A 19,516-nucleotide genomic window follows, 5' to 3' on the forward strand; every position below is an offset into this window, starting at 1 on the left:
GGGGTTTGATCCGGCGGATCGTGTCGACGCTCACCACATGAGCCAGTCGAAGCGCGAGACAGAGCGAAAGTACGAGCCGGCCGCCTCCGGCGCCGACGGGCTGCCGGACCTCACCGGTACCGGCCCCGTCGCCTCGGTCACGGCCGCCGGGCCCGAGGAGCTGGACGCGGTCTACCACGACACCGCGGATCTGCGGCTGGCCGGGGCGTCCGTGACGTTGCGCCGCCGGACGGGCGGAGCGGACGCCGGCTGGCACCTCAAGCTGCCGCTCGGCGGCGACAGCCGGGAGGAGGTCCGGGCGCCGCTGTCGGACGACGTGCCCGAGGAGCTGCGCGACCTGGTGCTCTCCCGTACGCGGGGCGCCCGGCTGCTTCCGGCCGTGCGGATCCGGTCGACCCGCTCCCTGCGGCAGCTGCGCGACGCCGAGGGCACGGTGCTCGCCGAGCTGAGCCTCGACGAGGTGCGCGCCGAGTCCCTGCGGGCCGGCGGCGGGCACGCCGAGTGGAGCGAGCTGGAGGTCGAGCTGGCCGACGGCGCCCGTACCGCACTGCTCGACACGGTGGAGAAGAAGCTGCGCAAGAAGGGCATCAGGCGGTCCGACAGCCCTTCCAAGCTGGTGCGGGCGCTGCGGGAGACCGGCCTGGAGCCCGGCCCGGCGAAGCCCGCGACCCCCGGGGCGACCCCGGGCTCTCCGGGCTCCTACGTGCTCGCGTACCTGCGCGAACAGGTCGACAGGCTGGTGGCGCTGGATCCCGCGGTCCGCCGTGACCTGCCCGACGGGGTGCACCAGATGCGGGTCACCTGCCGCCGTCTGCGGAGCTGTCTGCGCTCGTACCGGTCCGTGCTCGACCGGCGGGCCACCGATCCGCTCCGCGCGGAGCTGCGCTGGCTGGCGGGGGAACTGGGGGTGGCGCGGGACCAGGAGGTGCTGCGCGAACGCATCGGCGCGGCCCTGGACCTGCTGCCCGGCGATCTCGTGCTCGGTCCCGTCGCCGCCCGGCTGCGGGTGTGGGACGTCTCCGGGGACGACGAGACGCGCACGCGCACCCGGGAGGCCCTGGCCTCGTCCCGCTATCTGCGCCTGCTGGACGCGCTGGACGACCTGGTCCGGCGGCCGCCCCTGCGCGTGAAGGCCGCGGGGAAGCCCGGCCCGGTCATGGCCAAGGCCGTCCTCAAGGAGTACGACCGCTTCGCGGCACGCACGGCCCGGGCGCTGGAGCTGCCGCCCGGGCCGTCGCGCGACGCGGCGCTGCACCAGGCGCGCAAGGCGGCCAAGAAGGTCCGCTACGCCGCCGAGGTGGCGCGTCCGGCACTGGGCAAGCCCGTCGCCCGGCTGGGCCAGCGTGCCAAGGCGGTGCAGAAGGTGCTCGGTGACCACCAGGACGCCGTCGTCGCACAGGAGACCCTGCGGGGGCTGGCGGTGGCGGCGCACGCTGCGGGCGAGTCCGCGTTCACCTGGGGGCTGCTGCACGGCCGGGAGGGTGCGCGGGCCGAGGCACGCCAGGCGGAGGTCCCGTCGGCGTGGCGGGCGGCGTCGGACCCCGCCCTCCGGGCGCCGCTGACGCACTGATCCGCACAGCGTCCGCCGGGCGCCGGGCCGGGTGGCCGGCGCCCGGGGCGCTCCGTGCGGTGCGGGCCCCCGCGGTGTCAGTCCGTGCGGTGTCAGTCCGTGCGGTCGGGGTGGATCCCGGGGCCGTCCCCGTGCCCGGCCAGCGGGGTCGGCGAGAGGTCGACCGCTTCCTCACCGGCTTCGAGCAGGGTGTCCGCGGCGCCCACGATCAGCGGGTCGGGCCGCCCCACCGCCTCCAGGTTCTTGGCGGGGTAGTCGCAGCGGTCCAGCAGGCTGCGCATGGCCTCCAGCCGGCCCCGGCGCTTGTCGTTGTTCTTGACCACCGTCCACGGTGCGTGCGGTGTGTCGGTGGCACGGAACATGTCGACCTTGGCCGCGGTGTAGTCGTCCCACCGGTCCAGCGAGGCGAGGTCGGTCGGCGACAGCTTCCACCGGCGCACCGGGTCGACCTGGCGGATGGCGAAACGGGTCCGCTGCTCCGCCCGGGAGACGGAGAACCAGAACTTCACCAGCATGACGCCGTCGTCGGTCAGCAGACGCTCGAACAGCGGAGCCTGCTCCAGGAACTGGCGGTACTCGGTCTCCGTGCAGAAGCCCATGACCCGCTCGACGCCCGCCCGGTTGTACCAGGAGCGGTCGAAGAAGACGATCTCGCCGCGGGCGGGGAGGTGCGCCACGTAGCGCTGGAAGTACCACTGCCCCGCCTCCCTCTCGGTCGGCTTGTCCAGCGCGACCACGCGCGCGCCGCGGGGGTTCAGCCGCTCGGTGAAGCGCTGGATGGTGCCGCCCTTGCCGGCCGCGTCGCGGCCCTCGCACAGGACGACGACCCGCTGCCCGGTCTCCTTGACCCAGCGCTGCATCTTCAGCAGCTCGATCTGCAGGACCCGCTTCTGCCGCTCGTAGTCGGTCCTGCGGACCTTGCGGTCGTAGGGGTGGTTCTCCCGCCAGGTGTCGACGGGCGTACCCTCCGCGCTCAGCAGGATCGGCTTCTCCGGCCTCCGCTCGTCGACGCGCAGGCCCGCGAGGAGGTTCTCCTCGGCCGGTTCGCCACCGGCGTCGCGCGTCTGCGGCGTCCCCTCGTCCTCACGCTCGGAATCCACTGCGCTTCTCCCCTCGTCTCGCCGGCCTCACGCCGCGTATGCCCGGTCCCGCACCGCGCGCACCGACCCGGCGGGGGTGCGGATCGCCTTGACCCGGTAGATGGTGCGGGCGGGGTCGGTCAGCGGCTCGCCCAGGCTTATCCGGCCCGCCGCGTGCAGCTTGTCGCACTCCGCGGTGGGCAGCGCCGCGTAGCAGCCGCCCCGGCCCGTGGCGGAGTCCAGCGGCCGCCAGTAGCTGTATCTGCGCCGGCCGCCCTCGCGCACCGTGACGAACACGGGGGTGCGCGGGTCGGCGACGATCCGCAGGACGTCGGCTTCGGCGGGGCTGAGCGGGCCACCCGGGCGGGGCCCGCGTCGACCGGTCGCACGGGAGGGGGCGGTCTGCGCGTGGACGACGGTAAGCGGCATCGGCTGTGGCCTTTCCGGAACAGGGACTCGAGACCGCCTACCCGCTCCGGCCGGTGTTGATCTCGCTTGGCCGCATTCTTGTGCACGGCACTGACAATCCCGTCCCCGCTCCGCGGGGCGACGCCGTGTTCAGCCCTGGGGCACAGCCGCGGGCCGCAGGGGGTGGGGGTTGAGGCGGGCGAAGCCCTCCTGCCGTTCGTAGGGGAAGTACGGGTACGGGGCCGTGGTGGCGCTCGCCGCGTCGAGCCTGGCCACCTGGTCCTCGGTGAGGGACCACCCGACGGCCCCGAGGTTCTGCCGCAGCTGCTCCTCGTTGCGGGCGCCGATGATCACCGAGGAGACGGTGGGGCGCCGCAGCAGCCAGTTGATGGCGATCTGCGGGACGGTCCGGCCCGTCTCCTCGGCGACGGCGTCCAGGGCATCGACCACCCGGTACAGGAGCTCGTCGGCGACGGGCGGGCCGTAGTCGGCCGTGGCGTGCAGCCGGCTGCCGGCCGGGAGCGGGCTGCCGCGGCGGATCCGGCCGGTGAGCCGGCCCCACCCCAGCGGGCTCCAGACCACGGCTCCGACGCCCTGGTCCTGGGCGAGCGGCATCAGCTCCCACTCGTAGTCCCGGCCGACCAGGGAGTAGTAGACCTGGTGCGCGACGTAGCGCTGGTGTCCCCGGGTGTCCGCGTCGGCCAGCGACTTCATCAGCTGCCACCCGCTGAAGTTGGACACGCCGGTGTAGCGCAGCTTGCCCGCCCGTACGAGGTCGTCGAGCGTGGAGAGGACCTCCTGGACGGGGGTCCCGGCGTCGAAGGCGTGCAACTGGAAGAGGTCGATGTGGTCCGTGCCCAGCCGGCGCAGGGCCCGGTCGACGGCGGTGATCAGGCGGGCCCGCGAGGTTCCCGCCTCCGCGGGCCCGTCGCCGGTCGGCAGGCCGGCCTTGGTCGAGATGATCACCTGGTCGCGGCGACCCTTCACGGCGGCTCCGAGGACCTCCTCCGACGCGCCGCCGGAGTAGACGTCGGCGGTGTCGAACATGGTCACGCCCGCCTCCAGGCAGATGTCGACCAGTCGGCGCGCCTCCGATGCGTCGGTGGTGCCCCAGGCGCCGAACAGTTCTCCGCGCCCGCCGAAGGTGCCCGCGCCGAAGCTGAGTGCCGGGACCATGAGTCCGGACGCTCCCAGTCTCCTGTGTTCCATGACCGCGTCTCCTCGTCCGGCCGTCCGTCGCGTCGCGGAGGTGCGGCGCGCTGGGGACGGCGTCTACTAACGGGACTTCCGTTCCGTTAGGATGTCCACACCCTAACAGCAACCCGATCGTTAATGGAACCGGAGTACCGTTATGACATCCGAAGAGAGCGGCCCGGGCACCGCCCGCCCGGGGGGCCGGACCGCGCGCGTGCGGTCCGCGGTCCTGCGGGCCGCCGGTGACGCCCTGGCCGAGCACGGCCTGGCCGGCCTCGACCTCGCCGACGTGGCCCGCCGCGCCGAGGTCGGGAGGACCACGGTCTACCGGCGCTGGGGGACCCCGGCCGCCCTGGTCGCGGACCTGCTCGCGGACATGGCCGAGCAGTCGCTGCCCCGCACGGAGACCGGCACCCTGCTCGGCGATCTGCGCGCGAACGCCCGGCTGGTCGCGCGCACACTGGCCGACCCGCGCCAGGGGGCGCTCTTCAAGGCGGTGATCGCCGCCGCGACCTGCGACGCCCAGACGGCCACCGCCCTCCACCGCTTCTACGACCTCCGCGTCTCGGAGTGGGAGCCCTGCGCCCGCCAGGCCGTCGAACGCGGCGAACTGCCCGCGGACACCGACCCGCGCGAGGTGGTCCGTGCGGTCTCGGCCCCCCTCTACTACCGCCTGCTGACCACCGGGGAGCCCCTCGACGAGGCGGCGGCGGACCGAGCCGCCGAAGCGGCGGCAGCGGCGGCCCGCGCCGGAGCCTTCCGCTCCGGCGCGAGCTGACGAGAGGCCACGGCGCCACGGCCCGCGCCGTCCCCTCCGCGGGCACCCGGAATCCGCCATTGCCGTCCAGGCCCCGGTCGCACGCGGGGCCCGTGACGATCGGGCGCCGCCCCGGGCGCACCCGGGCGCTGTCATGCGGGAACACCGACCACCACCCTTTGTGACGGTGCCATCACGCATCCTTCACCGTACGCACACTTCCGGCCGAGCCGTGTTCCCGGCGTTCCGCACGGTGCAGACGGTGCGTCATGGCCGTGCCTAGTCTCCCGGGCCATGCGATCCACACGAACGAGGCGCTTCGGCCTCGCCACGATCATCGCCCTCGCCCTCGCCCTGTTCGGCCTGGCGCCCTCCGCGAGCGCCGCCGACCCCGCCCCGGCGGAGCTGACGTTCACCACCGACGCGGCGACCACCCAGCCCGGCGGCACGGTGAACCTGTCGATGACGATCAAGAACAACCGGACGTACGACATCTGGTTCGTCTACCAGACGATCGACCCGACCTGGCTGACCACCCAGCGGCCCGACCTCAAGTACAGCTTCACCGGGTGCAGCCTGGCCTCGGAGGCCGGCGCCGTCCCGTGCTCCGGCACCGGCCCCGCCAACCTCGGCACCAACTACGGCGCCACCATCCCGCCCGGCCAGAGCCGCACCGTCACCCTGACCCTGCAGGTCGGCGCCGACTCCGGCTGCAACGGCAACATCGGTTTCTACTCGTACTACTACGCCGAGTTCAGCGACAGCACGAGCGTCAACGGGGGCCCGGTCTACACGCCCGAGACCCGCGTCCTGTGCGCCTGACCGCACGTCTCCCGCAGCGCTGAGCGCCGACGTCGTCCGACCCGAGGCGGGTCGGACGACGTCGGCGCGCGGGTGCGCCGGTTGACCTGATCTCGCTCCGGCGCCGGTCAGCGCCCTGGTTGAGACCATTGACACCCGCGCGCCACGGAGGCCGGAGTTCCGGTCCGCCTCCGGCCGACTCGCAGCAGCCCACAGGCCTGCCGGGGCGGTCCACCGGGCGGAACACGGCGCTTGCCGCAGGCCCGGAGCGCCGTCCGTTCCGGGCAAATGGACACATGCGCTTTTCCGTCAAGTTCCGTAGCAGGCACACAAAAGCTCCACACGCGCCTCACTATGTGACGCGACGGAAACGTCGACGACCGGCGTCTCAGGGGGGCGACGGCGTGGTCACGGGGTGGGGCTGGTTCCGACAGGAGCCCGTCCGCCCCTGCCCGGGGGAGGGAATCTCACCGCATGAAGCGGACCATTCGCACCACGGCGCTCGCCCTGAGCGCGCTGACCGCCTCGCTCGGCCTGTCGGCCGGTCCGGCACGGGCCGACGCCCCGGCCCCGCGGATCGACCTGCGCGTCCTGGTCGTGAGCGACGGTGGGCCGGCCACCGACGCCATCGCCGCCGAACTGGAGACCGCGGGCACGCCGTACACGGAGGTCGACCTCCAGGACGCCGGCCGCCCCGTGATCGACGCCGGGTTCCTGGCGGACACGGTGGACGGACGCCCGCGTGCCAAGTTCCAGGCCGTCGTCCTGCCCAACGACAACCCCTTCCCGGCGAACTCCGCCGAGATGACCGCGCTCGTCTCCTACGAGCAGACGTACGCCATCCCCCAGGTCGACGCCTACACCTACGCGCGTCCCGAGGTCGGGCTCCAGTACGCGGTGGGCGCGGGGTACGCCGGGAGCGTCGACGGGGTCAGCGCGGAGGTGACCCCGGCGGGGCTGGCCGGACCCTTCGGATACCTCGAAGGCGCCGTTCCGTTCGAGGACAACTCCCCCACCGTCGGCGAGTCCTACGCCTACCTGTCGACACCCGCGCCGGGGGCCGACTTCGTGCCGTACGTCCAGGCCGCGATACCCGGACGCGCGACCAAGGGCTCCCTGGTGGGCGAGTACCGGCACGACGGCCGGCGGGAACTCGTCGTCACCTTCGTCTACAACCAGCACCAGCAGCAGTTCCGCCTGCTCGCCCGGGGCATCGTGGAGTGGATGACCGGCGGGGTCCATCTCGGCGCCGACCGCAACTACTTCGCCGTGCACGTCGACGACGTCTTCGCCGCCGACGACCGCTGGGACACCCGGCTCAACTGCACCCCCGGCGACGTGGACTGCCCGCCTGGCGAGGGCACCCCCAACCCGATCCGCATGGTCCCCGCCGACGTCGACCACGCCACCGCCTGGCAGGACAGCCGGAACTTCACGCTCGACATGGCCTACAACGGATCCGGAAGCGTCGACCACCGTCAGGACAACGGCGGCGCCGACCCGCTCGCCGACCGGCTGATCGCCGAGCGCGACGACTTCCGCTGGATCAACCACACCTACACGCACGCCTTCCTGGGCTGCCGCCAGGACGTCAGCGTGGTCCCGTGGAAGTGCGCGACCAACCCCGACGGCAGCACCCAGTGGGTGAGCCGCAACGAGATCGCCGACGAGATCGCCACCAACCGCGTCTGGGGCGAGAGCGCCGGACTGCCGCTGCAGGACGACGAGTTGGTGACCGGCGAGCACTCCGGCCTGAAGGTCACCCCGCAGCAGCCCGTGGACAACCCGAACCTGGGCCCGGCCCTCGCGGACAACGGCATCGCCTGGCTCGCCTCGGACAACTCCCGCGACCCCGTGCAGCGGCAGGTCGGCAGCGCCACCACCGTCTCCCGCTACCCGATGAACGTGTTCTACAACGCCGGCCGGGCCGCCGAGCAGGTCGACGAGTACAACTGGATCTACACCAGCCGAGCCCAGGGCGGCAGCGGCATCTGCGAGGACAACCCCGCCACCTCCACCTGCCTGCCCGCACCGCTGGACACCGCCACCGGCTACGCGGGGCACATCGTGCCGCTGGAGACGCGCATCGCGCTCGGGCACGTGCTCTCCAACGACCCCAAGCCGCACTTCATCCACCAGTCGAACCTGGCCGAGGACCGCATCGCCTACCCGGTCCTCGACGGCGTCCTGGGCGGCTACGACGACCTGTTCGCCGAGAACACGCCCGTGGTGAACCTCCGCATGGAGGACATCGGCGTCGAGATGCGGCGCCGCGCCGCCTGGGACGCCGCGGTCGACGCCGGCCAGGTCACCGCGTACCGCGTCGGTGACGCCGTGACCGTCGAGGCCCCGGACGGCGTGGCCGTGACGGCGACGATGCCCGCGGGCACCCAGCGCGGGAACGCGGGCTTCGGCGAGGCCTACGCCGACGCGCTCTCCGGCTGGACCGCCACCGCCGGCGGTGCGCTCGCCCTCACCCTGCCGTCCACGGCCACCGCGCCCGCCCCGGCCACCGAGCCCGACGCTCCGGCCATCGTTCCCTCCACCGCGCCCCGCACCCGGGTGCCGGCCGGGGTGAGCGATCCGGTGCCGTACGGCGCCGAGCGCTGAGCGCCGCCTCGCCCCGCAGGTCCGCCCAGCCCGCACGATCACCCACACCTCGGCCGTGGAGCACATCCATGCACGTTCCCCACGGCGCGCGACGCTCCGGCGCGTCGCGCGTCACCCTGCTCACCGAAGGCACCTACCCGCACAGTCACGGCGGCGTGAGCGTCTGGTGCGACCAGCTCGTCACCGGCATGCCCGACCTCGACTTCGACGTCACAGCCGTCACCGGCACGGGGCGCGAACCACTCGTGTGGGACATCCCCGGACACGTCGGCCGGGTCGTCTCCGTCCCCCTGTGGGGTCCGGCCCCTCCGGGGCACCCGCCCCGGGGACGGGCCGGCAACCGGCTCGCCGCCGCCTACGAGCGCTTCGTGACCGCGCTGCTCGACCCGCGCGCGGAGGACGGCTTCGCCCCCGCCCTGTACCGGCTGGCGCAGGCCGCGGCCGACGGCCGGCTCAGCCCGTTCCTGCGCGGCGACCGGGCGATCGCCATCCTGACCGCGGTCTGGAACCGGCCGGGACTGCCCGTGCGCGAGGCCCGGCCCACCCTGCACGACGCGGTGACCGCGACCGCGCTGCTGGAGCACGCCCTGCGTCCGCTGGCCGCGCCGTACCCGGAACAGGGCGTGGCGCACGCGGTCAGCGGCGGTGTGGCGGTGCTGCCCGGACTCGCGGGACTGGAGCGCGACGGCGTGCCGCTGCTGCTGACGGAGCACGGCGTCTACCTGCGCGAGCGCTACCTCGGCTACCGCACCGCCCCCTACCGGTGGCCGGTGAAGGCACTGCTGCTCGGCTTCTTCCGCCTGCTGGCCGAGGAGACCTACCGCCGGGCCGCCCTGATCACCCCGGGCAACCGCTACAACCGGCTGTGGGAGGAGCAGGGCGGCGCCGCCCCGGAGTCCATACGCACGGTGTACAACGGCGTCGACCCGGCCGCCTTCCCGCCCGCCGGACCCGAACCGGCCGACCCCGTGCTCAGCTGGGCCGGACGCGTCGACCCGATCAAGGACCTGGAGACCCTGATCCGCGCCTTCGCCCTGGTACGGGCCGAACTGCCCGCCGCCCGCCTGCGGTTGTTCGGCGGCACCCCGCGCGGCGGCGAGGCCTACCGGGAACGCTGCGAGGCGCTGGCGGACCAGCTGGGCCACGGCGACGCGGTGACCTTCGAGGGGCGGGTCGACGACATCAAGGACGCGTACGCCGCCGGGAACGTCGTGATGCTCTCCAGCATCAGCGAGGGCTTCCCCTTCACCCTGATCGAGGCCATGTCGTGCGGCCGGGCGACCGTGTCCACGGACGTCGGCGGGGTCCGGGAGGCCGTCGGCGACAGCGGTCTCGTCGTGCCGCCACGCGATCCGGCCGCCATGGCCGCCGCCGCGCTGGAGCTGCTGCGGGACGCGGAGCGCCGCCGGGCCATGGGCGAGGCCGCCCGGCTCCGGGTGATCGAGCAGTTCACGCTCCGCCAGACCATCGACACCTTCCGGTCCGTCTACCTGGAGCTCTCCGCGTTCGGTGGTACGGCCGCACACGCCGGCGCGGCCACGGAGGACCTCCTCGCGCCGGCGGGCGGAGCACCGACGCCGGTGAGGAGCGCGACCGGATGAGCGGGCCCATGGCACTGGAGCCGGGCGGCGCGGAGCAGGACACGCTGGCGCTGCGGCTCGCCGGCGGGCGCGCCCCCGCCGGCTTTCCGGCCGACCAGCACACGCTCGCCCTGGTCCGCCCCGGTCACGGCGCCCAGAGCGACGCGGTCGACCTGCTGGCCGCGGAACTGGCCGACCGGATCGCACCCGCCGTCCACCCCTACGAGGTGGCCGCGCTGCTGGAGTCCGAGGGACTGACCGGTGAGGCGATCCGGGAGCGGTACGGGCACCGCGACCTCTTCTCCCTGGCCGCGGCCCTGTACCAGCGCATACCGCGCACGTTCCCGGACCCGCCGCGCCCGGCCGACCCCTGGCGGCCCGACCACGTGCGCTGTGCGCTGCGCGGAGCGCTGTTCGCACTGCCGGGTCTCGCCTACGCGCTGGCGGGCCGACTGCTGGACCAGCACGGTGTGATGCGGGCGCTGGTGGTGGCCGGTCTCCTCTCCTGGGCCTGGAACCAGGCGCTGGGACACCGCGCCTACCTGCGGCTGGCCACCGGGCGCCGGGAGGCGGGCCGCACCCTCCTCAAGGGAGCGACCGCGGGCGCCCTCGTAGCGGCCGCGGCCGGGGTGGCACTCGCCGGGTCCGGTCCCGCCGCCCTGGCCGTCACCGCCCAGTCGGGATACCTCGCGGCGGCCGGCGTGCTCCTCGTGCTGGGCCGGGAGCGGCTGCTGCTGGCCGCCCTCGCGCCGGTGATCGCCGGTGCGACGACGCTGCCGTGGTGGGAGCCCGGCACCGTGCTGCGCGCGGGCCTGCCGCTGCTGTCGTTCCTCGGCACCCTCGCCGCGGCCGGCTGGGCACTGCGCGGCACCCGCACGGCCACGCCCGTGGTGGACGCCGCCCGCCCGGGTCTGCTCCGCTCGCTGCCGTACGGACTCTTCGGGCTGGCCGCGGGTGCACTGGTCTTCCTGGCGGGCCGTCACCATCCGTGGGCGGTGATCGTCCTGACCCTGAGCATGGGCCCGGCGGAGTGGCTGCTGTACCGCTACCGAGGGCTGTCGGTGGCGGCGCTGCGGGCCACCGCCACCCCGGCCGGTTTCCGGTGGCGCTCCGCCGCCGTCCTCGCGGGCTGCCTGCTGGTGTACCTGGGGCCGCTGCTGCCCGCGGCCCTGCTGGTGGACGCCGAACCCGTCACGCTGCTGTTGCTCGCGGCGGCCCTGTGGACCTCCCTGCTCCTCCAGGCCTTCGGTGTGGCCTGGCCACCGGCCGCCCTGTGTCTCACGGCGGCCGCGGGCGCCGGCGCGGCCGCCCTGGCCGGATCGCCACCGGGGCCGGCGACCGCCCTGCCGCTGTGCTGCGGCGCGGCCGCACTCTGTCTCACCGTGTGCGTGCTGCGGCTGCTGGGCCGGCCGGCGGCCCATGCCTGACGCCGCGGCGGAACCGGGCCACCACCGCCCGGCCGGCCGCTCCGGGCTCTCGGCCGGCCACCGGCCCCCTGTCCCACGGACTCACGGATTCACCGCCCCACCGCCCACCGACCGGAAGGACCCCCGCGTGACCGCATCACCGCTCGCCGCCGTCACCGGAGCCGAGGGCTTCATCGGCTCCCACCTCACCGAAGCGCTCGTCGCCTCCGGGCACCGGGTGAGGGCCATGGCGCAGTACAACTCCTTCTCCTCCTACGGCTGGCTGGAGACCCTCTCCCCCGACGTCCTCGACCAGGTCGAGATCGTCCTCGGCGACGTCCGGGACCCGGGCTCGGTCCGCGGGTTCGTCGAGGGGGCCGAGTGCGTCTACCACCTGGCCGCCCTCATCGCCATCCCGTACTCCTACCAGGCACCGCACAGTTACGTGGACACCAACGTCACCGGCACCCTCAACGTGCTGGAGGCGGTCCGCGCCCAGGGCACGCCCCGGCTGGTGCACACCTCCACCAGCGAGACGTACGGCACCGCCCAGACCGTGCCGATCACCGAGGACCACCCCATCAACACCCAGTCGCCGTACGCCGCGTCCAAGGCGGGCGGGGACCGGCTCGCGGACAGCTACCACGCCAGCTTCGGCACGCCGGTGGTGACGCTGCGGCCCTTCAACACCTACGGGCCCCGGCAGTCCATGCGGGCGGTGATCCCGACCGTCATCGGCCAGGTCGCGGCCGGCGAACGCACCATCACCCTCGGCGACCTGCGGCCCACCCGGGACTTCACCTTCGTCAAGGACACCGCGCAGGCGTTCCTCGCGGTCGGCTCCGCGCCCGCCGAGCGGGTCGTGGGCCGGACGTTCAACGCGGGCACCGGCGGCGAGATCTCGGTGGGCGACCTGGTGGCCCTCATCGGCAAGGTGATGGACACCGCGGTCGACGTACGGGAGGACGCGCAGCGGCTGCGTCCGGCGAACTCCGAGGTGATGCGGCTGGTCGCCGACGCGACCCGGCTGCGGGAGGCCACCGGCTGGAGCCCGGCGCACGACCTGGAGGCAGGCCTCGGGCACACCGTGGACTTCTTCCTCGACCCGGCCAACCTGGCCCGCTACAAGACCGGCATCTACAACATCTGACCTGGACCGACACGTGAACCGAGGGGGGAACCTCATGCACGCAGTGATCCTGGCCGGGGGCAAGGGCGTCCGGCTGCGGCCCTACACCACCGCGCTGCCCAAGCCGCTCGTGCCCATCGGCGACCAGCACGCCATCCTGGAGATCGTCCTGCGCCAGCTCGCCTCGGCGGGGTTCACCAGCTGCACGATCGCCATAGGCCACCTGGGCGAGATCATCCGGGCCTACGTCGGCGACGGCTCGCAGTGGGGCCTGACCGTCGACTACTCCACCGAGGAGAGTCCCCTGGGGACCATCGGACCGCTGCTCACCATGCGCGAGCGGCTGCCCGAGCACTTCCTGGTGATGAACGGGGACATCCTCACCGACCTCGACTACGCCGACGTCCTGCGCCGGCACACCGCTTCCGGTGCCCCGCTGACCATCGCGACCTACGCCCGCGAGGTGCACATCGACTTCGGCGTCCTGACCACCGACGCGAGCCGGGTCGTCGCCTTCACCGAGAAGCCCAGCATGGACTACCGCGTCTCCATGGGCGTGTACGGGCTGTCCCGGGCGACACTCGACGACTACACGGCCGGACTGCCGCTGGGCTTCGACGAGTTGGTGCTCGACCTGCTCAGATCCGGCGACTGCCCGCACGCCTACGACTTCGACGGCTACTGGCTCGACATCGGGCGCCCCGACGACTACGACCGTGCCAACGCGGAGTTCACGAGCCGCAAGTCCCTGCTGCTCAAGGGAGCCTGAGCACCGCATGCGCATCCTCGTTGTGGGCTTCACCGGCTACCTGGGCGCCCACGTCGCCGAGCGGCTCCGTGCCCGGCCGGGCACGCGGGTCCTCGGCGGCGGCCGCTCGCCCGCCGCCGACGTGCCGGTCGACCTCGCGGGCGACCGCGTCGACCGGCTCGCCGAGGCCCTGGCGTCGGCGGCCCCCGACGCCGTGGTCAACTGCGCGGGCGCCACCGGAGGTGACCCGGTGGCGCTCGCCGAGCTCAACGCCCGCGGCCCCGCCGTCCTGTGCGCGGCGCTGCGGCTGGCCCGCCCCACCGCCCGCCTGGTCCACCTCGGTTCGGCCGCCGAGTACGGGCCGGGCACGGTGGACGTCAGGGTGCCGGAGTCGGCGGCGACCCGCCCGCTGTCCGCCTACGGCGCGACCAAACTGGCCGGCACCGTCACGGTCGCCACCTCGGACCTGGACGCGGTGGTCCTGCGGGTCGGCAACCCGGTGGGGCCCGGCGCCCCGCCGTCCGGGCTGCCCGGCCGGGTCACCGGGCTGCTGCGCGCGGCGGGCGCGGACCCGGACGCGGTGCTCCGGCTCGGCGACCTGTCGGCGTACCGGGACTTCGTGGACGTACGCGATGTCGCGCGGGCCGTCGAACGCGCCGTCCTCGCGGCCGGCCCGCTGCCGCACGTGCTCAACATCGGCGGTGGTGACGCCGCGTCGGTGCGCCGACTGGTGGGGACGCTCGCGGACACCGCCGGCTTCCGCGGCCGGATCGAGGAGGAAGCCACCGGTTCGGCACGTTCGGGCGAGGTCTCCTGGCAGTGCTCCGACATCGCCGCGGCGCGGGCCGCCCTGGACTGGCGGCCGTCGTACTCGCTCGACGAGTCACTGGCCGCGCTCTGGTCGGCGGACGACCGTCCGCGGGCCCTCACCGCGAAAGGCGACGGACCCTCGTGAGCCTGCTGATCCCGCTGTACGTCCACCCGGCCGAGGACCCGGGAGCCTGGCACCGGCTCATCACCGCGGCCGACCGCACGTACGGCGTCGTCATCAACCCCGGGAACGGTCCGGGCGGTGCTCCCGACGCCGCCTTCGTCGCGGCGGCCGGCGCGCTGCGGGCGGCGGGCGCCCGCCTGCTGGGCTACGTCGACACGGACTACGGCACGCGTCCGCCGGCCGAGGTCGCCGAGGACGCCCTGCTCCACCGGGAGTGGTACGGGACCGACGGGTGCTTCCTGGACCGGGTGAGTTCGGCGGCCGACGCGCTGCCCGCCTACCGGGCCCTGGTACGGGGGCTGCGTCGGCGGGGGTCACGGTCCGTCGTCCTGAACCCCGGGGTCCACCCGGCGCCGGGATACGCCCGGCTCGCCGACCTCGTCGTCACCTTCGAGGGGTCCTGGTCCACCTACGTGTCCGCGTTCAGCCGGCCGGACTGGACGCTGCGGCTCCCGCCGGAACGGTTCTGCCACCTGGTGTACGGGGTGCCCGAGGCGCTCGCCCCGCTCGCCGTGCGGACCGCCCACGAGCGCGGCGCCGCCGTCTCCGGCCCCGTGACGGGCGAACCGCCCAACCCGTGGGCCCGGCTGACGCCCCTGCTGACCGGGGCGCAGCGGTGAGGCGCTGGGCACGGGTGTGCGCCGCGCTGCTGGTCGTCCTGTCCGTCTCGGTGGCGGCGGGGTGCTCCGGCGCGGACCGCGAGCCCGCGCCGGACCCGTCCGCCGGCGCGAGGTGGCGGCCCGGGCCCGGACTGGCCTGGCAGTGGCAGCTCGACGGCAGGGTCGACCCGTCGGCCGACGTGCCCGTCTACGACATCGACGCGTTCGAGAACGGCACGGCGGACGTGGCCCGGTTGCACCGCGCCGGCCGCAAGGTGATCTGCTACGTCAACGTGGGCGCCTGGGAGGACTACCGGCCCGACGCGGACGCCTTTCCCCGCGCGGTGCTGGGCGGACCCAACGGCTGGCACGGGGAGCGCTGGCTGGACATCCGCGAGATCTCCGTACTGCGCCCCCTCATGGAGCGGCGCTTCGACATGTGCCGGGACAAGGGCTTCGACGCGGTGGAGCCCGACCTGGTGGAGGGCTACGGCAACGAGACCGGCTTCCCGCTCACCGCGCGGGACCAGCTCGCCTACAACCGCATGATCGCCGCCATCGCCCATGAACGGGGCCTGGCGGTGGGCCTCAAGAACGACCTGGCGCAGATCCCCCAGCTGGTAGACGACTTCGACTTCGCCGTCAACGAGCAGTGCGCCGAGTACGGCGAGTGCGCGCGCCTCGCGCCGTTCGTCGAGGCCGGCAAGGCCGTCTTCCACGTGGAGTACAGCGAGCCGACCCGTGCGTTCTGCCCCGAGTCGCGCCGGCTGGGCCTGTCCTCGATGCGCAAGCGGCCGGAGCTGGGGGTCTGGCGCGACCCCTGCTGAGCACGGCATGCGGCAGGATGGGGACCATGAGCGTAGTCAAGATCAACGTACTGACCGTCCCGGCCGAGCAGCGGGAGACGCTGGAGAAGCGCTTCGCCTCGCGGGCGCACGCCGTGGAGAGCTCCGACGGGTTCGAGTGGTTCGAGCTGCTGCGGCCGGTGGAGGGCACCGACGACTACCTCGTCTACACGCGGTGGCGTGACGAGGAGTCGTTCCAGGCCTGGATGGAGGGGCCCATGAAGGCGGCGCACCAGGGCGGCGGCGCGGAGGGCGGCGAGCGTCCGAAGCCCGCGGCGAGCGGGTCCACGGTGTGGTCCTTCGAGGTGGTGCAGCAGGCGGCCCCCAAGGAGGCGTGAGGTCACGGAGGCGGCCGCGGTCCGGTGGTCCGGGCCGCGGCCGCCTCCGTGCTCAGCCGAGCTGCACGAGCAGGTCGCCGCCCTCGACCTGCTGGATGCGGTTGATGGCGAGCCTGGTCACCGTGCCGGACTTCTGGGCGGTGATCGCGGCCTCCATCTTCATCGCCTCGATGGTGGCCACGGTGGCGCCGGCCTCCACCTCGTCGCCCTCGGCCACGGCGAGGGTCACCACGCCCGCGAAGGGCGCCGCGACATGGCCGGGGTCCGAGCGGTCGGCCTTCTCGGTGACGGGGACGTCGGAGGCCGCCGAGCGGTCCCGGACCTGGATCGGCCGGAGCTGGCCGTTGAGCGAGGACATCACGGTGCGCATGCCGCGCTCGTCGGCGTCGCCGACCGCCTGGAGCTCGATGAGCAGGCGGACGCCGGGGTCGAGGTCGACCGTGTACTCCTTGCCGGGGCGCAGCCCGTAGAAGAAGTCCTTGCTGTCCAGGACGCTGGTGTCGCCGAAGGTGCCGCGGTGGGACGCGAACTCGCGGGCCGGTCCGGGGAACAGCAGCCGGTTGAGGGTGGCCCGGCGCTCCTTGGCGAGTCCGGTGCGGTCGTCGGCGGTCAGCTCCGGCAGGGGCTTGGCGTCGGCGCGGCCGCGCAGGGCCTTGGTGCGGAACGGCTCGGGCCAGCCGCCGGGCGGGGTGCCCAGCTCGCCGCGGAGGAAGCCGACGACGGAGTCGGGGATGTCGAACCGGTCCGGGTCGGCCTCGAAGTCCGCCGGGGAGACTCCGGCGCCCACCAGGTGGAGGGCGAGGTCGCCGACCACCTTCGAGGAGGGGGTGACCTTCACCAGGCGGCCCAGCATCCGGTCGGCGGCGGCGTACATCGCCTCGATGTCCTCGAAGCGGTCGCCGAGGCCGAGGGCGATGGCCTGGGTGCGCAGGTTGGAGAGCTGGCCGCCGGGGATCTCGTGGTGGTAGACGCGGCCGGTGGGTGAGGCGAGGCCCGCCTCGAAGGGGGCGTAGACCTTGCGGACGCTCTCCCAGTACGGCTCCAGGTCGCCGACGGCCTGGAGGTCGAGGCCGGTGGGGCGCTCGGTGTGGTCGGTGGCGGCGACGATGGCCGAGAGGGAGGGCTGCGAGGTGGTGCCCGCCATGGACGCCACCGCCCCGTCGACGGCGTCCGCGCCGGCCTGGATCGCGGCGAGGTAGGTGGCGAGCTGACCGCCGGTGGTGTCGTGGGTGTGCAGGTGCACGGGGAGGTCGAACTCCCGGCGCAGCGCGGACACCAGCGTCGCCGCGGCGGGTGCCCGCAGCAGGCCGGCCATGTCCTTGACGGCCAGGACGTGGGCGCCGGCGGCGACGATCTTCTCGGCGAGCCGGAGGTAGTAGTCGAGCGTGTACAGCCGCTCGGACGGGTCGGACAGGTCGGCGGTGTAGCACAGGGCCACCTCGGCGACGGAGGTGCCGGTCTGCCGTACGGCGTCGATGGCGGGGCGCATCTGCTCGACGTCGTTGAGGGCGTCGAAGATCCGGAAGACGTCGATGCCGGTGGCCGCCGCCTCCTGGACGAAGGCGTCGGTGACCTCGGTCGGGTACGGGGTGTAGCCGACGGTGTTGCGGCCGCGCAGCAGCATCTGGAGGCAGATGTTGGGGACGGCTTCCCGCAGGGCGGCCAGGCGTTCCCAGGGGTCCTCGGCGAGGAAGCGCAGCGCGACGTCGTACGTGGCGCCGCCCCAGCACTCCAGGGACAGCAGCTGGGGCAGGGTGTGGGCGACCTGCGGGGCGACGGCGAGCAGGTCCTTGGTGCGGACCCGGGTGGCGAGCAGCGACTGGTGGGCGTCGCGGAACGTCGTGTCGGTGACACCGATGGTGGGCGACTCGCGCAGCCGGCGGGCGAAGCCCTCGGGGCCCAGTTCGGCCAGGAGTTGCCGGGAGCCCGCCGGGGGCTCGCCCGCGGGCAGGGGCGGCAGCTTGGTCAGCGGGTCGGCCAGTTCGGGGCGCTCGCCGTGCGGCTTGTTGACGGTGACGTCGGCGAGGTAGGTCAGCAGCTTGGTGCCGCGGTCGGCGGAGTGCCGGGCGGTCAGCAGGTGCGGACGCTGCTCGATGAACGACGTGGTGACCCGGCCGGCCTGGAAGTCCGGGTCGTCGAGCACCGCCTGGAGGAAGGGGATGTTGGTGGCGACGCCGCGGATGCGGAACTCGGCCACCGCCCGCCGGGCGCGGTTGACGGCGGTGGTGAAGTCCCGACCGCGACAGGAGAGTTTGACCAGCATCGAGTCGAAGTGGGCGCTGATCTCCGTACCGGCGTGGGTGGTGCCGCCGTCCAGGCGGATGCCGGAGCCGCCGGGTGAGCGGTAGGCGCTGATCTGCCCGGTGTCGGGGCGGAAGCCGTTGGCCGGGTCCTCGGTGGTGATGCGGCACTGGAGGGCCGCGCCGCGCAGGGTGATGTTCTCCTGGGCGAGGCCGAGGTCGGCCAGCGTCTCGCCGGCGGCGATGCGCAGCTGGGACTGGACGAGGTCGACGTCGGTCACCTCCTCGGTGACCGTGTGCTCGACCTGGATGCGCGGGTTCATCTCGATGAAGACGTGGTTGCCCTCGCGGTCGACGAGGAACTCCACGGTGCCGGCGTTGCGGTAGCCGATCTGCCGGGCGAAGTTCACGGCGTCGGCGCAGATGCGCTCGCGCAGCCGCGGGTCGAGGTTCGGGGCGGGCGCCAGCTCGATGACCTTCTGGTGGCGGCGCTGCACCGAGCAGTCGCGCTCGAAGAGGTGGATGACGTTGCCCTCGCCGTCGGCGAGGATCTGCACCTCGATGTGGCGGGGTTCCACGACGGCCTTCTCCAGGAAGACCGTGGAGTCGCCGAAGGCGGAGGCCGCCTCCCGGGACGCCGCCTCGATGGCCTCCCGCAGCTGGGCGGGTTCCTCGACGCGGCGCATGCCGCGGCCGCCGCCGCCCGCGACCGCCTTGACGAACACGGGGAAACCGACATCCTCGGCCGCGCGGACCAGTTCGTCCACGTCGGTGGAGGGCGCGGAGGAGCCGAGCACCGGGACCCCCGCCTCGCGGGCGGCGGCCACGGCGCGGGCCTTGTTGCCGGTCAGCTCGAGGATGTGGGCGCTCGGTCCGACGAAGGTGATGCCCGCCTCTTCACAGGCACGGGCCAGCTCGGGGTTCTCGGACAGGAAGCCGTAGCCCGGGTAGACGGCGTCCGCTCCGGCCCGCCGGGCCGCCCGCACGATCTCCTCCACGGAGAGGTACGCGCGTACCGGGTGCCCCGGCTCGCCGATCTCGTAGGCCTCGTCGGCCTTGAGCCGGTGCAGCGAGTTGCGGTCCTCGTGCGGGAAGACGGCGACGGTGCGCGCGCCGAGCTCGTAACCCGCGCGGAACGCGCGGATCGCGATCTCACCGCGGTTGGCGACCAGCACCTTGCGGAACATTGTTGATCCCTTCAGCCTGCCGGGTGACGAG

At 73.8% G+C, this 19,516-nt stretch carries 16 protein-coding genes; 12 read left to right on the top strand and 4 right to left on the bottom strand.

The window, feature by feature from the left end:
- The first annotated feature begins 37 nt into the window (after window positions 1–37).
- On the top strand, window positions 38–1,570 hold the full coding sequence (locus ACZ6EG_RS22545) for a CYTH and CHAD domain-containing protein (RefSeq protein ID WP_391970505.1): 1,533 nt from the start codon (window positions 38–40) through the stop codon (window positions 1,568–1,570).
- A 92-nt stretch (window positions 1,571–1,662) separates the two neighbouring features.
- Here the strand turns inward: ACZ6EG_RS22545 and ppk2 are convergent, their stop codons facing one another.
- The 3 genes from ppk2 to ACZ6EG_RS22560 all read right to left on the bottom strand — a co-directional run bounded on the left by ppk2 (window position 1,663) and on the right by ACZ6EG_RS22560 (window position 4,266).
- A complete protein-coding gene (gene ppk2 / locus ACZ6EG_RS22550) occupies window positions 1,663–2,586 on the bottom strand; it encodes a polyphosphate kinase 2 (RefSeq protein WP_356610309.1) in 924 nt (307 codons plus the stop codon).
- A 111-nt stretch (window positions 2,587–2,697) separates the two neighbouring features.
- Window positions 2,698–3,078: a hypothetical protein gene (locus tag ACZ6EG_RS22555; protein WP_356610219.1), complete on the bottom strand. Its 381-nt coding sequence runs from the start codon at window positions 3,076–3,078 to the stop codon at window positions 2,698–2,700.
- 129 nt (window positions 3,079–3,207) lie between these two features.
- Window positions 3,208–4,266, bottom strand: coding sequence for an aldo/keto reductase (locus ACZ6EG_RS22560; protein ID WP_391970507.1), 1,059 nt, complete (start codon window positions 4,264–4,266; stop codon window positions 3,208–3,210).
- A gap of 142 nt (window positions 4,267–4,408) precedes the next feature.
- On the opposite strand from ACZ6EG_RS22560, the gene ACZ6EG_RS22565 reads away from it, so the two are divergent.
- The 11 genes from ACZ6EG_RS22565 to ACZ6EG_RS22615 all read left to right on the top strand — a co-directional run bounded on the left by ACZ6EG_RS22565 (window position 4,409) and on the right by ACZ6EG_RS22615 (window position 16,058).
- Window positions 4,409–5,029 (top strand): TetR/AcrR family transcriptional regulator, encoded by a 621-nt coding sequence (locus ACZ6EG_RS22565; RefSeq protein WP_391970508.1) that lies wholly within the window; start codon window positions 4,409–4,411, stop codon window positions 5,027–5,029.
- Window positions 5,030–5,302: 273 nt separating this feature from the next.
- Complete coding sequence (locus ACZ6EG_RS22570) at window positions 5,303–5,830, top strand: COG1361 family protein (RefSeq protein WP_356610216.1); 528 nt, start codon at window positions 5,303–5,305, stop codon at window positions 5,828–5,830.
- A 453-nt stretch (window positions 5,831–6,283) separates the two neighbouring features.
- On the top strand, window positions 6,284–8,419 hold the full coding sequence (locus tag ACZ6EG_RS22575) for a hypothetical protein (RefSeq protein WP_391970509.1): 2,136 nt from the start codon (window positions 6,284–6,286) through the stop codon (window positions 8,417–8,419).
- A 68-nt stretch (window positions 8,420–8,487) separates the two neighbouring features.
- The gene (gene pelF / locus ACZ6EG_RS22580) at window positions 8,488–10,020 is read left to right on the top strand and encodes a GT4 family glycosyltransferase PelF (RefSeq protein WP_391970510.1); all 1,533 of its coding nucleotides are present in this window, start codon (window positions 8,488–8,490) and stop codon (window positions 10,018–10,020) included.
- Complete coding sequence (locus tag ACZ6EG_RS22585; RefSeq protein ID WP_469606970.1) at window positions 10,017–11,426, top strand: hypothetical protein; 1,410 nt, start codon at window positions 10,017–10,019, stop codon at window positions 11,424–11,426. The genes pelF and ACZ6EG_RS22585 overlap by 4 nt, the downstream gene beginning before the upstream one ends.
- A gap of 127 nt (window positions 11,427–11,553) precedes the next feature.
- The gene (locus tag ACZ6EG_RS22590; protein WP_469606973.1) at window positions 11,554–12,555 is read left to right on the top strand and encodes a GDP-mannose 4,6-dehydratase; all 1,002 of its coding nucleotides are present in this window, start codon (window positions 11,554–11,556) and stop codon (window positions 12,553–12,555) included.
- A gap of 34 nt (window positions 12,556–12,589) precedes the next feature.
- Window positions 12,590–13,303, top strand: a complete 714-nt coding sequence (locus ACZ6EG_RS22595; protein ID WP_391970513.1) for a nucleotidyltransferase family protein — start codon at window positions 12,590–12,592, stop codon at window positions 13,301–13,303.
- Window positions 13,304–13,310: 7 nt separating this feature from the next.
- Window positions 13,311–14,237 (top strand): NAD-dependent epimerase/dehydratase family protein, encoded by a 927-nt coding sequence (locus tag ACZ6EG_RS22600; protein WP_469606977.1) that lies wholly within the window; start codon window positions 13,311–13,313, stop codon window positions 14,235–14,237.
- Window positions 14,234–14,896, top strand: a complete 663-nt coding sequence (locus tag ACZ6EG_RS22605; RefSeq protein ID WP_469606981.1) for a spherulation-specific family 4 protein — start codon at window positions 14,234–14,236, stop codon at window positions 14,894–14,896. The genes ACZ6EG_RS22600 and ACZ6EG_RS22605 overlap by 4 nt, the downstream gene beginning before the upstream one ends.
- Window positions 14,893–15,702, top strand: coding sequence for an endo alpha-1,4 polygalactosaminidase (locus ACZ6EG_RS22610; RefSeq protein WP_469606984.1), 810 nt, complete (start codon window positions 14,893–14,895; stop codon window positions 15,700–15,702). Before ACZ6EG_RS22605 ends, ACZ6EG_RS22610 begins: the two co-directional genes overlap by 4 nt.
- 26 nt (window positions 15,703–15,728) lie before the next feature.
- Window positions 15,729–16,058, top strand: a complete 330-nt coding sequence (locus tag ACZ6EG_RS22615; protein ID WP_063483989.1) for an antibiotic biosynthesis monooxygenase family protein — start codon at window positions 15,729–15,731, stop codon at window positions 16,056–16,058.
- A gap of 52 nt (window positions 16,059–16,110) precedes the next feature.
- Here ACZ6EG_RS22615 and ACZ6EG_RS22620 read toward each other — a convergent pair whose 3' ends face one another.
- Window positions 16,111–19,485, bottom strand: coding sequence for a pyruvate carboxylase (locus ACZ6EG_RS22620; RefSeq protein ID WP_391970517.1), 3,375 nt, complete (start codon window positions 19,483–19,485; stop codon window positions 16,111–16,113).
- Between the last annotated feature and the right edge of the window lie 31 nt (window positions 19,486–19,516).

It is taken from the genome of Streptomyces sp. NPDC041968 (assembly GCF_055589025.1).